Raw genomic sequence first — 17,250 nt, forward strand, 5'->3', positions numbered from 1 at the left:
CCCCCGCCCACCCTGCCCCCGCACCACCGGCCGCCGCCGGCCCGGCCCCGGGCGGTGCCGGGCCCGGTGCGTCCCCGCGCGGTTCGTCCGGGAGCGACGACACCGACGCCGGGCGCACCGAGGACGGGCTCGCCGACTTCCTCGCGGAGCGGCTGGGCCTCGGCGACCTCGACCGGACCGCCCCGCTGACCGACTACGGCATCAACTCGATCATGAGCGTCGAGCTGGCCGAGGAGCTGTCCCGGCGGTGGGCGGTCGCCCTCCCGGCCACCCTCTTCCTCGAGTACGGCGACTTCGCCGAGCTGGCCGGGGCGCTCGCCACCCGGTACGGGGCCCGGCCACCCGCACCCCAGCCGGCACCGGCCGCCGCCACATCCCCGCCGGCCGCCGCCTCACCGTCGCCGGCCGCCGCCTCCCCGCCCTCCCCGCTCGATGTCGCCCCGACGGTCGACGCGGTGTCGACGCCGACGCCGCAGGACACGTCGGCAACGGTGCCGGCACCGCTCCCCGCGCCCCGCCCGGTGTCCGGAACCGTGCCGGCCCCGGCTACGGGACCGGCGTCCGACACCGGGCCGGCGACGCGGCGGGCCGGCGACATCGCCGTGGTGGCCGTCTCCGGCGACCTGCCCGGGGGACGCGACCTGGCCGACCTGTGGCCGATGCTCCGCGCCGGCGCGGACGCCTTCACCGAGATCCCGGCGGAGCGCTGGAACATCGACGACCACTACCAGCACCGTGGCCCCGACATGACGGGCACCTACTGCCGGACCGGCGCGTTCGTCGCCGGGATCGACCGCTTCGACCCGAAGTTCTTCGGCATCGCCGTCCGGGAGGCCGAGGAGATGGACCCGCAGCAGAAGCTGCTGCTGGAGCACGCCTGGTCGGTGGTGGACGACAGCGGGCTCGCCGGGAGGCGGGACATCGGCGTGTTCGTGGGGGCCACCTACACCCACCACCGCGACGCGCAGGGGCTGGCGGCCGTCGGCCCGCACACCGCCCTCGGCTCGATGAACGCCGTCCTGGCCAACCGCATCTCCTACGCGCTGGACCTGACCGGCCCCTCGCAGACCGTCGACACGCTCTGCTCGTCGTCCCTGGTCGCCCTCCAGCAGGCGGTGGTCAGCCTGCGTACCGGGCAGTGCGGCGCGGCCATCGTCGCCGCCTGCCACGTCGGGCTGACGCCCTGGTACTACCGCAGCCTCAGCCAGCTCGGCGCGTTGTCGCCGACCCGGCCCCGGCCGTTCGACGACCGGGCCGACGGGTTCGTGCCCGGCGAGGGCGCGGTGGCCGTCATGCTGAAACGACTCGACGACGCCGAACGCGACGGTGACCGCATCCACGGGGTGATCCGGGGCGCGGCGGTCAACCACGGCGGCCGGGGCAGCGCCCTGCCGGTGCCGCGCAGCGAGTCGCAGGTCGCGGTGATCCGGGCCGCGCTGGCCGACGCCGCCCTCACCCCGGCCGACATCTCCCTGGTCGAGACGCACGGCACGGCGACCCGGCTCGGCGACCCGATCGAGATCGCCGCCCTGGCCGAGGTCTTCGACGGCGACCGGCCCGAACCCTGCCAGCTCGGCTCGGTCAAGGCGAACATCGGTCACCTGGAACCGGCGAGCGGCCTGGCCGGCCTGGCCAAGGTGCTGCTCTGCCTCGCACACGGTGAGATCCCACCGCTGGCCGGGTTCAGCACGCTCGGCGCGCACATCACCCTGCCCCCGGGCCGGCTGGCCATCCCGACCGCACCGCGACCGTGGCGGGCCACCGGGCCGCGTCGGGCCGGCATCAGCGCCTTCGGCATGGGCGGAACGAACGCCCACGTCGTCGTCGAGGAGTACACCCCCGCCCCGGCCGCCCGACCCGCCGACGGGCCGACGCGCGAGCACCTGCTGGTCCTCTCGGCACACACCCCCGACCTGCTGACCCGGCGGGTCGCGGACGTACGGCGGCTGATCGAGGCGGACGACACGGTCGACGTCGGGGCGCTGTGCTTCTCCGCCTCGGTCGGGCGGGTCCACCTGCCGTACCGGGTCGCCGTGCTCGGGGCGACCGGGGCGGCCCTCGGCGCGGGCCTGCGCCGGGCGCTGCGCCTCGGGCCCGAACTGCCGGGCACGGTGCTGCGCGGCGACACGGTGCTCGCCGGTGACCCGGTGCCGGTCGGGCGGGACCTCGCCGAGCGGTTGGCACGCCACCTGCCGTGGCCCGCCGAGCGGATCGCCGCCGAACTGCGTACCCCCGACGACGGGCTGCTCACCGCGCTGGCCGGCTGGTACGTCGCCGGCCGCGACGTCGACTGGCGACCGCTGTACGGCGGTGGTGGGTTCCGCCGGCTCGCCCTGCCGCCCTACCCGTTCCGGGACCGCGCCGACCGGGTGCCCGCCCGCCCCGCCCCCGAACCGTCCGCGCCGTCGACGCCGCTTGCGGCAGCCGCCCCCGACCCGGCGGACGGGCACCGGGGACCCGACCTCGACCGGCTGCTGGACGCCCACCGGGTCTTCGGCCGGCAGACGGTGCCGGCGGCGCTCCTCGTCACCCGGGGGTTCGCCACCGCCGCCGTCCTGGAGCGGCTCGCCTTCACCGCCCGTGGCACCGGGCACCACCGGCTCACTGCGGACACGACCGCCGGTAGCACCGTGACGTTCCGCTACGGCGGCCAGGTCATCGGCCATCTCACTGCCGGCGCGGTCCGGCCGGAGGGACCACCCCCCGCACCGCTGCCGGTGGACCGGGAGTACGCCGCACACCCCCGCACGCTCGACCCGGCCGGCCTGTACGCGTGGTTCGCCGCCAAGCGGGTCGACTTCGGCGCGGCACTGCGGGTCATCGGCCACATCGCGTACGGCACGACCGGGGTGCTCGTCCGGGTCGACCACACCGACGCGGACCCGGCGACCCGCGCGGTGGCCGCGCTCGACGCGGCGCTGCAGAGCATGGCGGTGCTGACCCTGGCCGATCCGGCCGCCTCCGCGCTGACCTACCTGCCGGTGTCGATCGGCCGGGCGGTGCGCTGGGCCGACCCGGCCGACACCCGGCACGTACGGCTGCGGCTCACCGGCCAGGACGTCGACGGCAGCCGCCGGGCCGACGTCGCGCTGCTGGACACCGCCGGCCGGGTCCTGGTCGCCCTCACCGACGTGGTCTACCGGCCGGTCGCCGCACCGACCGACAACCCCGTCGCGGACCGGCCGGCGGCGGACCCCGCCCCGGCGGAGGGCCCGGCGTCGACGGCCGGGCGGCAGCCGGCCACCCCCCGGTCGGTGGAGGGGACCGTCGTCGAGGTGGTCCGCACGGTGCTGCGGGACCCGGACGTCACCGCGACCGGGTCGCTCGCCGCGACCGGCATCGACTCGATGCTCGCCACCATGGTCGCCGCCGAACTCCAGGAACGGCTCGGGGTGACGCTGAGCCCGGTGGAGGTGTTGCAGGCGCGGGACTGCCGGGCGCTGGCCGCCGTGGTGGCGTCCGCCCTGCCCGAACCGACCACCCCGCCGCCCAGCGCCCCGGCCGTGGCCGGCACCGACGACGCCCCGGCGGCCGGGGCCGACATTCCCGTGCCCGCCGCCGACGACGCCCCCGCCCCCACCGACCGGCCGGTCCCGGCTCCCCCCGCCGTACGGGAACAGTCTCCGGCCGGGCCGGACGGCGGCGACCGGGGCGACCTGGCCGTCATCGGGATCGCCTGCGCGCTGCCCGGGGCCACCGACCCGGAGGGCTTCTGGTCCCTGCTGGCGCGCGGGGGCAGCGGCATCGGTCCCGCGCCCGCCTTCCGCTGGGCGGGGGGTGGCGACGGGGCCGCGATCGGCGGCTTCCTGGGCCCGATCGACGAGTTCGACGCCCGGTTCTTCGACTTCTTCGCCAAGCAGGCCGAGGTGCTCGACCCGCAGGTCCGCTGGCTGCTGCGCACCGCGTGGGAGGCACTGGAGTCCGCCGGGATCGCCCCGCTGTCCACCCCCGCCGCGACCGGCGTGTTCGTCGGTGCCAGCTACCAGCACTACAAGGACTACAACCTCGCCCCGGAACTGGACGCGCCGAGCGGGTTGGGCAACCACAACGCGTTCCTGGCGAACCGGGTCAGCTATTTCCTGGATCTGTCGGGGCCGAGCATGACGATCGACACGTTGTGTTCGTCGTCGTTGGTGGCTCTGCACACCGCCGTGCGCAGCATCCGCAGCGGCGAGTGCGACCAGGCCATCGTCGCCGGGGTGCGGCTGGCGATGTCCCCCCTGCACTACACCGCGATGCGGAACCTGCGGGCACTCTCCCCGACGGGTGCGTCGCGGGCGTTCGATGCGGGGGCGGATGGGTTCGTGCCGGGTGAGGGTGTGGTGACGGTGGTGGTGAAGCCGTTGGTGGATGCGGTGCGGGATGGGGATCGGGTGCGGGGGGTGATTCGGGGTTCGGCGGTGAATCACGGTGGTCGGACGAGTGGGTTGACGGTGCCGAGTAGTGCCGCGCAGCGGGAGGTGATTGTGGCGGCGTTGCGGGATGCGGGTGTTGGTGTGGAGGGGTTCGGGATGGTGGAGGCGCATGGGACGGGGACGTCGTTGGGTGATCCGATCGAGGTGGAGGGTTTGACTCGGGCGTGGCGGGGTTTCACGTCGCGGACGCAGTTCTGTGCGATTGGTTCGTTGAAGTCGAACATTGGTCATCTGGAGCCGGCGGCGGGTTTGGCCGGGTTGGTGAAGGTGTTGTTGTCGTTGGAGCATCAGGTGGTGCCGGCGACGTTGCATGTGGTGCGGCCGAATGATCATATCCGGTTTGAGGACACGCCGTTTTTTGTGGCGGATCAGCCGGTGTCGTGGCCTCGGGTCGCGGGTGTTCCGCGTCGGGCGGCGGTGTCGGCGTTCGGGATGGGCGGGGTGAACGCCCACGTGATCGTCGAGGAGGCGCCGCTCCCGGCCACCCGGGAACCCCTGCCGCAGCAGTCGCACCTGGTCAAGGTCTCCGCCGCCACCGAGGCCGCGGTACGCCGCCTCGCCGCCGCGTACGCCGACTCCTTCGCGGCCGCCCCCGACGACCGGGCCACCGCCGACCTCTGCCACACCGCCAACGTGGGCCGCTCCTCGCTCGACTACCAGACCGCGGTGAGCGGCCCCACCGGGCAGGCCCTCGCCGAGCAGCTCCGGGCGGTCGCCGACGGCCGGGTCCCGGTCGCCCGCGTCGACTGCCACCGGACCGCCGAGCCGCTCCCCGCCGACCCGGCGCAGCGGCACGCGGTGGTGGTGGACCAGGTCCGGCAGGGCCACGCCGACATCGACTGGGCCGCCCTGTCCGTGCCGGGCTCACGGATCGTCGCGCTCCCCACCTACCCGTTCGACCAGGGCCGTTACTGGCACACCCGCCCCGCCGCGACGGTGACCGGGCCGGCCCCGGTCACCACTGTGGAGCTGCCCCCGGAGCACACCCCGCCGGTGGACCCCGGGCCCGCCGACGGCGGCCACTCCGGTAACCCGGCGTCGATGCCGGCACCAGAGGCCCTGGTCATCCGGTGGCGACCCGCCGACCCGCCGCCCGGCGCATCGGCCTACGGGGTCACCGTACGGGTGGTCGTGGCGGACTGGGACCTCAGCGGTGCGGTCTCCGCCGCGCTCGCCGCCAGGGGCGCCGACCTGGCCCCCGACGGGGTGAACCCCCGCGCCCTGGTGGTGGTCGACGCCGTCCCCGGTTCCGCCGACACCGCACCGGACCTGCGCGGGTTCTGGGGGCAGCTCCGCTCCTACGCCGCCACCGTCCCACCCCAGGGCAGGATGGTCTGGGTCGCACACCGGTCGGCCACCGTCGACGAGGCGGACCGCGCGCTGCTCGACCCCGAGGCCGCCGCGCGGGCGTTCGCGGTCCGCGCCGCCGCCGCCGAGAACCGGTTCACCGTCGCCGTGCTCGACCTCGACCCGGCCGATCCGGTCGAGATCCGCGCCCGGCAGATCGCCGCCGAGTTCGCCGCGCTGCGCCCCGGCGCGGACACCGTCGTGGCCTACCGCGGCGGCGTCCGGTACGTTCCGACCCCCTCGGCGGCCCGGCCGGGTCCACCGGCCGACCTCACCGGGGACGGCTACCACCTGGTCACCGGCGGCCTCGGCGCGGTCGGCCGGCGACTGGTCACGCACCTGGTGACGCGCGGCGCCCGGCGCGTCGGCATCGTCGGCCGGTCGCCGGTCGACGGGGCCGCCGAGGACTTCCTGCGGGGGCTGCGCCCGGAAGCCGAGGTGGACTACCAGCGGTGCGACGTCGCCGACCCGGCCGCGTTGACCGCCGCCGCCGCGTCCTTCGCCCGCCGGTGGGGCCGGCTACGCGGGATCGTGCACTGCTCCGGTGGGGTCAACCAGTTCGGGTCGCTGCGTCGTCGGCAGTGGCCGGAGGCGGCCCGGGTGACCGCCCCGAAGGTCGCCGGCTCCCGCAACGTGATCCGGCTCGCCCGCACCGAGGGCGCCGACCACGTCGCCCTGGTCTCCTCGATCGCCGGTGCCCTGCCCGACGCCGGCCGGGGTCTGGTGGACTACGCCCTGGCCAACGCGTACCAGCTGGCCCTGGCCGGGCAGGCCGGCGACGACGGCCCGACGGTGACCGCGCACGCCTGGCCGAACTGGTCCGGCATCGGCATGGCGGCGGACGAGTCCTTCTCCGCCGGGCACTCGATCACCCTCGACCAGGCGTTGGCCGGCTTCGACGCGTACCTGCTCACCGGGGGTGCCGTGGTGTTCCCCGGCAGCGCCGTACCGCAGCCGACCACCGTCTCCGCGCCGCCGCCGCAGGCCGCCCACCGGGCCGCGTCGACGGCGCACCCCGAGCCCGCCCCGGCCGCCCCCCTCCCGGCCGCCCCCCTCCCGGCCGCCCCCCTCCCGGCTGATTCCGCCGGTGGTGACGCCGCACCGGCCGGGCCGCCGTCGGACGGCGACCCGGGGGGCGCGTACCGGCTGGTGCGGGACGCTTTCGTCGACGTGCTCGGTGAGGACCCGGGAGATCTCCCCCTGCCCGACCTGGGGCTGGACTCGTTGGTCATCGCCGACCTGACCAGCGCCATCGAGCGGCTCAGCGGGACGACCGTCGACCCCTCGCTGGTGATGCGGTCCCGCACCATGGCCGACCTCGCGGCCCGGCTCACCGACCGGGCCGAACCACCCGCCCCGGCGTCCGGGACCGACCCGGTCATCAGGGCGGCCGGTGCGGTGCCGTCCGCGCCCGGCCCGGGCGACCCGGTGCCCACGGCGAGCCTCAGCGCCCTGCTGCGGCCACTGCTCGCGACCGGCCAGCAGCCGCGCCACTGACCTGCCCACCGAGTGTGACGGAAGGAGCGACGCGAACATGACGGACAGTCGAATCGCGGTGATCGGCATGGCCGTACGGCTTCCCGGTGCCGAGGACGTGGCGGACCTGCGCTGGCTGCTGACCCACGACTCGGTCGAGGTGGACGAGGTCCCGCCCAGCCGGTGGGCCCGCGACCACTACCTCGGCGACGGTGACCACCAGGGCACCCACCACCGGGGCGCCTTCCTCCAGGACCCGTTCTCCTTCGACCACGAGGCGTTCGGCCTGACCGCCGGTGACGCCGTCCTGCTCGACCCGCAGCAGCGGGTGATGCTGGAGGTCGGCGCGCGGGCGCTGGAGGATGCCGGCTACCGCTCCGTCCGCCGCCGTCTCGACGCGGGCGTCTTCGTCGGCGCCCGGATGAACTCCTACGGCTTCGACCACGGCCGTGGGCTGGTCCCGACCGGCCCGGACGGCACCGGCCGGCCGGTCCCGGCGGCCCTGTGGGGCCGGTCGCAGAACTTCGTCGCGGCCTGGCTCTCCGACCGCCTCGACCTCACCGGCCCCAGCCTGGTGGTCGACACCGCCTGCTCGTCCTCGCTGACGGCGGTCTGGTTGGCCTGCCAGAGCCTCGCCGCCGGCAGTTGCGAGATCGCCCTGGTCGGCGGCGTGGACCTGCTGCTCGACCCGCTGACCTTCGTGCTGCTGTCCCGCACCGGCGCGCTCTCCCCGGACGGGCTGTGCCAGACCTTCGACGAGCGGGCCAACGGGTACGTCCCCGGCGAGGGGGCCGTCGCCCTGGTGCTCAAGCCGATGGCCACGGCGGTGGCCGACGGCGACCTGATCCTCGGCGCGATCGCCGGCACCGGCGTCAACAACGACGGCCGCACCATGGGGGTGACCACCCCCAACCTGGAGGCCCAGATCGCGCTGCTCGACCGGGTGTACGGGCGGATCGACCCCACCACCGTGCAGTACGTCGAGACCCACGGCACGGGCACCGCCATCGGCGACCCGATCGAGGTGCGGGCGCTCACCGACGTGTTCGGCCGGCGCGGCGTCGCCCCCGGCAGCATCGCGCTCGGCTCGCTGAAACGGCGGATCGGGCACCTGCACTCGGCGTCCGGCCTGGCCGGCCTGGCCAAGATCGTCCTCTGCCTGCGGGACGAGATCGTCCCCGGGGTGCCGGTGCCCACGGTCAACCCGCGACTGCGGTTGGACGCCGGCCCGCTGCACCTGCCGTCGCGCCCCCGCCCCTGGCCGGCGGCCCCGATCCGCCGGGCCGGCGTGAGCGGCTTCGGCTTCGGCGGCACCAACGCGCACGTGGTGGCCGAGGCGGCGAGCGGGCCCGCCCCGACCACCACCGGGGCCGGGCGGCACGTCGAGGTGCTGGCCCTCTCCGCCGACAGCCCGGACGTGCTGCGCGAACTGGTCGCGCAGTGGGTGGAGTTCCTCCCGTCGACGGCCGACGTGCTCGCCGACGTGCTCGCCACCGCCCGGCTCGGCCGCCCCGCCCGAGCCGTACGCTGCGCGGTCGCCGGAGCGGACGCCGACCGCCTCGCCGCCGCGCTGCGTGCCCGGCTGCTGCGGGCCGACGTCCCGCTCGGCGAACCCACCGGACGGCAGCCCGTGGTGGCCGTCCGCCCGGTGGCCGGGTCCGCGCCGCCGCCATGGCTGCTCGCGCTCCACCACGACGTGCCGGCGGTACGGGAGATCGTCGGCCGGTTCGAGACCGCAGTCGGCAGCCCGGTGACCACGTTCTCCGGCCCGCTGCTGCGGATCTGCGCGGGGGTCGTGCTGGCCGTGGCGCTGCGCGACGCCGGGGTACCCGCGCAGGCGGTCGACCTGCCGCCCGGCTGGGCGTCGATCACCGACTTCGTGCACGGACGTACCTCCCTGGAGCAGGCGCTCAGCACGGTGCTGGCCGCCGGGGCCGCGACCACCGACGCCCCGACCCCCGCAGGGGGCGCGGTGGACCTCTGTGCGCGCCTCGCCGCCGCCACCGACGAGCGGGAGGTCGCCGGGGTGCTCGCCGCCGTGACGGCGGAACTCTACGAAGCCGGCGCGGACATCGACTGGGCCACGTTCCAGGGGCCGGTCGCCTGGCGCAAACGCCTCCTGCCGGTCGGTCAGGCCCGGGGCCCCGCGCTGGACCTGCGGGAGCCGCTGCGCTCCGCCGAGCCCGGCGGCCCGCTGGCCCTCGACGACGACGCCGGCCCGGCCGGGTACGCCTTCTCCCGGGTCTTCGGGCCGGGCGAGGTGCCGATCGCCCAGCACTCGGTGTACCGCCGGATCATGCTCCCCGGTGTCGCCTGGTTCGACTTCCTGCGCCAGGGCGCGGAGCTGCGCGGTGAGCCGTTCCACGGGGTGCGGGACGTGCTCTTCCACCGTCCGCTCATCCCGACCGGGGCGCACCGGGTGGTGTGCCGGGTCGACGCCGAGGGGCGGTTCACCGTCGCCGACGCCGACGGCACCCCCTTCGTCACCGGCCGGTACGCCCCCCAGCCCGATCCGGTGCCCGCGCCGCAGCCGCTCGCGGCGCTGCTCGACACCTGCTCCCGGGTGCATGCCGGGTCCACCGTGTACCGCTGGCTGCGTCGCATCGGCTACCAGCACGGCCGGTACTACCGCAACATCTCCTGGGTCGCCAGCCTCCCCGGCGGCGGCACCCTCGCCCGGATCGAGGGGGGTCGGCAACGCGCCCTGAACCCCCCGGACGTCCAGCTCTTCCCGGGGCTGCTGGACAGCGTCACCATCGCGGCGATCGACCCGGACAACCCCGTCTTCGGCACCGACCACGCCACCGCGTTCATCCCGCTCTCCGTCGACCGGGTGAGCGTGCACGGTGCGCTGGCCGACGCCGCCTACGTCCGTACCGAGGTGTCCTTCTGGAACGAGGAGGCGTGCCGGGTCACCCAGGTCGTCCTCGACGCCGCGGGCGTACCCCTGCTGACCTTCGGGGACATCTCCTCCAAGCGGGTGCCCGTCCTCGCGTTCAGCGACCCGCCCCCGGCCGACGCCCCGCGACCCGCCCCCGAGTCGTCCGCCGCGCCGGCCGCCGCCCTTGAGCCGTTAGCCGCGCCGGCCCCCGCCCCGGAACCGGCCGTCGTGGCGGCCCCGTCCGCTGGCCCGGTCGGGGTCGCCGGGCCGGCCGGCGTGGCCGGGACGACACCGCTCGCTCGGGCGCTCGCCTGGTTCCTGGCCCTGGCCGGCACGGACGCCGAGCACGTCGACGCCGAGTTCCTCTCCGCCGGCTTCGACTCCGTCGGTCTGGTCGGGCTCAGCGAACGACTGTCCCGGGAACACGGGCTGTCGCTGTATCCGACCGTCTTCTTCGAGTACCCGACCCCCCGCAGCTTCGCCCAGCACCTCGTCGACGAGGCACCCGAGTTCGTCGCCGCGCTGGCCGCGCCGCCGCCCCCGGTCACGTCGGCCCCCGTCGCCCCGCCGTCGGCCGAGCCCACCGCCGCCCCGTCGCCGTCGGCCGAGCCAACCTCCTCCCCGTCGCCGTCGGCCGGCACCGCGCCGCCGCCCGACGGGTCCGTGCCCACCCCGCTGCCGGCCGGCAGCGTCCCCACCCCGCCGACCGGGGACATGCCCACCCCGTCGGCCGGGGCGACCCCGGCCGCTGCCGTGCCGGCGGGGGTCGACGGGACGGACCCGGGACGCGACATCGCCGTCGTGGGTGCCGCGATCCGGGTGCCCACCGCCGGCGACCTCGACGCGTTCTGGACGCTGCTCACCGACGGGCGCGACACCGTCGGTGCCCTGCCCGAGGGCCGGTGGCAGCCGTTGGAGGGCCCGGTACCGCAGGCGTCCTTCCTGGAGCGGGTCGACGAGTTCGACCCCGTGCCGTTCCGGATCTCCGCCCGGGAGGCGCCGCTGATCGACCCCCAGGCCCGCATCGTGTACGAAACCATCTGGCAGGCCCTGGAGGACGCCGGCCGGACGGGGCAGGGGAGCCCGGACAACCGGATCGGGCTGTGGATCGCCTACAGCCACGACCACTATCACGAGGAACGGTCCCGACACGGGGTGGCCGACGGGCGCGGGCTGGGCCTGGAGGCGATGATCCCGAACCGGCTGTCGTACCTGATGGACTGGCACGGCCCGAGCGTCGTGGTGAACACGCTCTGTTCGTCGTCGCTGGTGGCGTTGCACACCGCCGTGCAGCACCTACGGGCCGGCGACATCGACACCGCCGTCATCGGTGGCGTGCACGCCGCGATCAGCCCGGAGTACTTCGACTCCATGCGGGACCTGCGCGCGCTCTCGCCCAGCTTCCGCTGCCGGGCCTTCGACGTCGAGGCCGACGGGTTCGTGCCCGGCGAGGGCGCGGCGGCGATCGTGCTCCGCCGCCGCGCGGACGCCGAACGCGACGCCGACCGCATCCGGGGCCTGATCAAGGGCGTGGCGGTGAACCACGGCGGCCGGACCACCCGCTACTCCGCCCCGAGCCCCGCCGGCCAGCGGGAGGTGATTGTGGCGGCGTTGCGGGATGCGGGTGTTGGTGTGGAGGGGTTCGGGATGGTGGAGGCGCATGGGACGGGGACGTCGTTGGGTGATCCGATCGAGGTGGAGGGTTTGACTCGGGCGTGGCGGGGTTTCACGTCGCGGACGCAGTTCTGTGCGATTGGTTCGTTGAAGTCGAACATTGGTCATCTGGAGCCGGCGGCGGGCCTTGCCGGGTTGGTGAAGGTGTTGTTGTCGTTGGAGCATCAGGTGGTGCCGGCGACGTTGCATGTGGTGCGGCCGAATGACCATATCCGGTTTGAGGACACGCCGTTTTTTGTGGCGGATCAGCCGGTGTCGTGGCCTCGGGTCGCGGGTGTTCCGCGTCGGGCGGCGGTGTCGGCGTTCGGGATGGGCGGGGTGAATGCTCACGTGATTGTGGAGGAGGCCCCGCTTCCGGCTGTCCGGGAGTCGTTGCCGCAGGGGTCGTTTGTGGTGAAGGTGTCGGCGGCGAGTGAGGAGGGGGTGCGTCGGCTCGCAGACGGGTATGCGCGCATGTTGTCGGGTGTGGATGCGTCCGTGGTGGGTGATGTGGGTTTCACGGCGAATGTGGGTCGGGCGTCGCATCGGTTCCGGGTGGCGGTGCAGGGTTCTGACGGGTCGGGTTTGGCGGGTGCTCTGAACTTGGTGGCGGGTGGGGATCGGCCGGTGGGTCGGTTGTCGAATCAGCCGCCGGTGTCGGTGTTCCTGTTTTCGGGTCAGGGTTCGCAGTACCCGGGGATGGCGGCGGGGTTGTATGGGGCGGAGCCGGTGTTCCGGGCGGCGTTCGAGGAGTGCGCCGAGTTGGTGGCGTCGTGTTCGGATGTGCCGTTGCGGGAGGTGGTGTTCGGGGAGCGGGGCGGTGAGTTGGTGCAGACGCGGTTTGCGCAGGTGGGGATCGTGGCGGTGCAGGTCGGGTTGGTGCGGCTGTTGCAGGCGTGGGGGGTACGCCCGGGTCTGGTGGTGGGTCACAGCGTGGGGGAGTTGACGGCCGCGTGGGCGGCGGGGGTGCTGTCGTTGCCGGAGGTGTTGCGGTTGGCGGTGGTGCGGGGTGGGTTGATGCAGGCGCAACCCTCGGACGGGGCGATGGCGGTGGTGTTCGCCGACGCCGGATCGGTGGAGGCGGTGTTGCCGTCCTTCCCGGGGGTGGAGATCGCGGCGTTGAATGCCCCGCGCAGTGTGACGATCTCCGGTCCGGTCGAGGCGGTGGAGGCGTTCGGTGCCGGGTCGGGGCTGCGGACGCAGCGGTTGACGGTGAGTCATGCGTTTCATTCGTCGGTGATGGCGGGTGCGGTGGGGCCGTTTGCGGAGGCGTTCGGTGAGGTGGTGGTGTCGCCCCCGCGGATTGGTTTCGCATCGACGGTGACGGGTGGTTGGCATGATGCGCGGTCGGTGGCCGATGGTCGGTTGTGGGGGTCGGGGATTCGTCAGCCGGTGCGTTTCGTTGAGGCGGTTGAGGCGGTGTATGCGGCTGGTGGGCGGGTGTTCTGGGAGATCGGCGCGCATCCGGTGTTGACCGGGTTGGCGCGGGCGACCCTCACCGACACCGATCTGACCTGGCTGCCGACGCTACGACGGGACCACGACGACCAGACGCAGCTCCACACGGCCGTCACGTCGTTCTACAGCCGGGGTCTGGGTGATATCGACTGGGCCGGGGTGCATCACGGTAAGGGACACCGCACCACGACCATTCCCACCTACCCCTTCCAACGGCAGAGATTCTGGGTCCACGGTGGAGCGGACGAGGTGGCGGATGCCGCCTCCGCCCGGCCGGCATCCGTGAGGCGGGAGCCACTCGAACGTAAGATCCACCTCTATCCGCCCGCCCGGGAAAACTACGTCGACAAGGACCGGATGTCATGACTACGGAATACGGACTCAAGCGTCACTTCAACGGTGACGCCGCCCGCCTCATCGGCGGAAAGATCCGCGAGGTCCACCCGGACTTCGACGTCGAGGAGTACACCGCCGAGGTGGAGCGTCGCATTCCCGGAAAGGAGCTGAAGGACCGCGTCCTCGTCCTGGCGGAGGGGCTGCGCAGCCGGCTCCCCGAGGACTACCCCGAGAGCGTGAAGATCCTCCTGGCCATCCTCGGCGAGGAACTCGCCGAGGGCGAGGGGATGTTCAACGTGAGCTGGTACCTCATGCCGGTGGCCCGGTTCGTCGAGGAGTACGGCCTGGACCACCCGGAGGTGTCCCTCGACGCGCTGGTCGAGATCACCAAGCGGCACACCGCCGAGTACGCCATCCGCCCCTTCATCGAGCAGCACTACGAGCTGACGATGGCCCGGATGGCCGACTGGGCCCGCGACCCCAGCCACAACGTCCGGAGAATGGCGAGCGAGGGCGTGCGTCCCCGGCTTCCCTGGGCGCGTACGCTCACCGCCTTCGTGCGGGACCCGCAGCCCGTACTGGAGATCCTCGAACCGCTGCGCAGCGACCCCTCCGAGTACGTGCGCAAGTCGGTGGCGAACAACCTCAACGACATCTCCAAGGACTCGCCCGACGTCGCGGTGGCCACCGCGTTGCGCTGGTCGCAGGAGAGCCCGACCCCGGAGACCACCTGGATCGTCCGGCACGCGTTGCGCACGCTGGTCAAGAAGGGCAACCAGGAGGCGCTGGCGATCGTGGGCGTCACCGGCGGCGAGCACATCCGGGTGCCCTCGATGGGGCTCTACCCGCGCACCCTGGCGCTCGGTGAGTCGACCATGATCCGCCTCGACGTCGAGAACACCGACAGCCGCCGGCACACCGTCACCGTGGACTACGTCGTGCACCACGTCCGCAAGAACGGCCAACGCATCCCCAAGGTCTTCAAGCTGACCACGCTGGAACTCGGCCCCGGCGAACGCCGGACGGTGGAGAAGTCGCACCCGGTCCGGGAGGTCTCCACCCGGCGCTACTACCCCGGCGAGCACCTCGTCGACATCCAGGTCAACGGCCAGGTGCTGGCCACGGACAGATTCGACCTCCGGCTGTGAACGGCCCCCGTACGCCGCTCGCCGCCGACCACCCGGTGCTGCGCGACCACCGGATCGGCGACACGCCGGTCCTGCCCGCGGCGGCGCAGCTCGACGCGATGCTCAGCGCCTGCGCGGCGGCCCACGACGGCGGGAGTTGGCGTCTCGACCAGGTGGCGTTCCTCGTGCCGCTGCCGGTCGCGCCGGGCGGGTCGGTCGAGATCGAGACCGTGCTCACCCCGGCGGGGGAGTGCACGCTCGGTTCGTGGCAGCCGGACGGGTCCGGCCCGGTCCTGCACAGCCGGGCCCGGGCCACCCGCAGCGCGTTGGCCCCGCCGAGCTACCGGGACGTGGCGGGGCTGCGCGCCGGCTGCGTCGACGAGGTGCCGCTCTCCGCCGTCGCCGAGTGGCGGCGGTCCAGCGGCATCGCGTACGGCCCGACGTTCCAGGCGATCCGCGCCGCACACCGGGGGCCCGACCGGATCCTGGCCGTGCTCCGCGCGTCCGGTGGGCTGACCGACCGGCACTTCGTCCCACCGCCGCTGCTGGACAGCGTCTTCCAGTGCCTCGGGATGCTCGACGACGGCACCGCCGGCGCCTGCCTGCCCTGGTACGTCGGGCGGATCACCGCCCGCCGCCCGGTCACCGGCACCGTGCTGGCCCTCGTCGAGCGGACCGACCCGGCGGGCGGGGCCGGCGGCGCGGTGCGCGGGCGGGCCACGGTCTGCAACCAGCAGGGCGAGGTGCTGTTGGAGCTGGACCGGATCGTCCTCAAGGCGGCCGGCCCCACCACCGCCCCGGCGGCCACCCCCCGGCGACCCCCGTCGACCCGCCCCACCCCGCTGCCCGCCGACCCGCCTTCCGCCAGCCCGTCACCCGTCGGCCCGCCTCCCGCCGAGCCGGTGTCCACCGAGCCGCTTCCCGCCAGCCCGCCTCCCGCCGAGCCGGTGCCTGCGGGGTCGGTGACCACGGTGACCTGGCGGCCGGTCGTCCCCACCCCGGAACCGGCCACCGAACCGGGCCGCATCTGGGTGGTGTCGGGGGAGCCCGGTGTCGAGTCGTACGAGGGCGGGCCGCTCCTGCTCACCCCGGCCGACCTGCACGACGCCCACCTCGACCGGGCGCGCGCGGAGACGCCGCCCGCCGAGGTGGTGTACGTGGCCCCACGCGCCGTGCGGGACCGGGCCGGGGCCGTCGCGCTGCTGCACGGCGTCTTCACCCTGGTCCGGCGGCTCGCGGCCCAGCCACCGATGCCCGCCGTCACCATCGTCACCAGCGCCGCCCAGCAGGTCACCGGGGACGAGCCGGTCGAGCCCGGGCAGGCCGCGCTGTGGGGCCTGGCACGCACCCTGCGGATCGAGCACCCGCAGGCCCGGGTACGCCTTGTCGACATCGGCCTGGGCGGCGGCACCCCGCCACCGACCCTCGACGAGGTGCGGCACGGCGAGGCGGAACTCGCCTGGCGTGACGGCTCCTGGTACGCCCCCACCCACCCGGCGGCGCCGGCCGTACCCGGGCGGTCGGCCCGGCCGCTGGCCGGTGGCCGGTTCCTCGTCACCGGCGGCCTGGGCGGCATCGGCCTGCACGTGGCGGAGTTCCTGGCCGGCGCGGGCGGCGCCCACCTCACCCTGGTCGGTCGCACGGCACCGACCGGGGGGCCGACCAGGGACCGGCTGGACCGCCTCGCCGCCGCCTGCGACCTGCGGGTCGTCACCGCCGACGTCCGTACGCTGCCGGACGTGCTGCGCGGCGCGGAGCCCTTCGACGGGGTCTTCCACGCCGCCGGAGTGCTCCGCGACGGGTTGGCGCGCAGCCTGTCGGCGGAACGGATCGACGAGGTGTTCGGGCCGAAGATCGGTGGGGTGCACGCGCTCGACGAGGCGTTCCCCGCCGACGCGCGGCCCGGGTTCGTCGTACTGTTCTCCTCCATCTCGGCGACCCACGGCAACCTCGGCCAGAGTTCGTACGCGACCGCCAACGCCTACCTCGACGGCTACGCCGCGCGCCGCCGGGCCGGTGGGGAGGCGTGGTACAGCCTCGGCTGGGGCCTGTGGCGCGTCGGCATGGGTGCGGGGATCGCCGACGCCGCAGCGGCACGCGGCATCCCGGCGCTGACCGTCGCCGACGGCATCGCGCTGCTGCGGCACACCATCGAACTGGCTCCCGCGAACTACGTCGTGTCCGCAGTCGACGAACCGGAGGACGACCAGATGACCCCTGTGACCCCTGTCGACACCCGGCTGTGGCCGGCGCTGTCGGCGATCCTGAAGCGGACCCTGCACGTCGACCAGGTGTCGCCCGACGACAACCTGCTGGAGTTGGGGCTCGACTCGATGATGGCCGTCGAGGTCTCCGCCGCGCTGGCCGGCGAGGGACTGGACGTCGATCCGGTGGCCATGTTCGACCACCCCGACGTCGGCGCGCTGGTGCGGCACCTGGAAGGGCTGCCGCGCCACCCGCCCGGGGCGGCCCCCACCAGCCCGGCCCCGGCTCCCACCGGCCAGGCCGCCCCGGCCGTACCGGTGACGCCGTCCTTCGCCGGGCCGGCTGCGCCGGG

The 17,250-nt window shown here is 74.6% G+C and carries 4 protein-coding genes; all 4 read left to right on the forward strand.

Annotated features, from left to right (window positions below):
• A partial coding sequence (locus tag H1A17_RS29760) for an SDR family NAD(P)-dependent oxidoreductase (RefSeq protein ID WP_194823449.1) occupies positions 1-7,259 on the forward strand: 7,259 nt, incomplete at its 5' end.
• Positions 7,260-7,296: 37 nt separating this feature from the next.
• A complete protein-coding gene (locus H1A17_RS29765) occupies positions 7,297-13,596 on the forward strand; it encodes a type I polyketide synthase (RefSeq protein ID WP_194823450.1) in 6,300 nt (2,099 codons plus the stop codon).
• On the forward strand, positions 13,593-14,714 hold the full coding sequence (locus tag H1A17_RS29770) for a DNA alkylation repair protein (protein ID WP_194823451.1): 1,122 nt from the start codon (positions 13,593-13,595) through the stop codon (positions 14,712-14,714). Before H1A17_RS29765 ends, H1A17_RS29770 begins: the two co-directional genes overlap by 4 nt.
• A partial coding sequence (locus H1A17_RS35360) for an SDR family NAD(P)-dependent oxidoreductase (RefSeq protein ID WP_194823452.1) occupies positions 14,711-17,250 on the forward strand: 2,540 nt, incomplete at its 3' end. The genes H1A17_RS29770 and H1A17_RS35360, both read left to right, overlap by 4 nt.

It is taken from the genome of Micromonospora sp. S-DT3-3-22 (assembly GCF_015354745.1).
GTDB lineage: Bacteria > Actinomycetota > Actinomycetes > Mycobacteriales > Micromonosporaceae > Micromonospora > Micromonospora wenchangensis.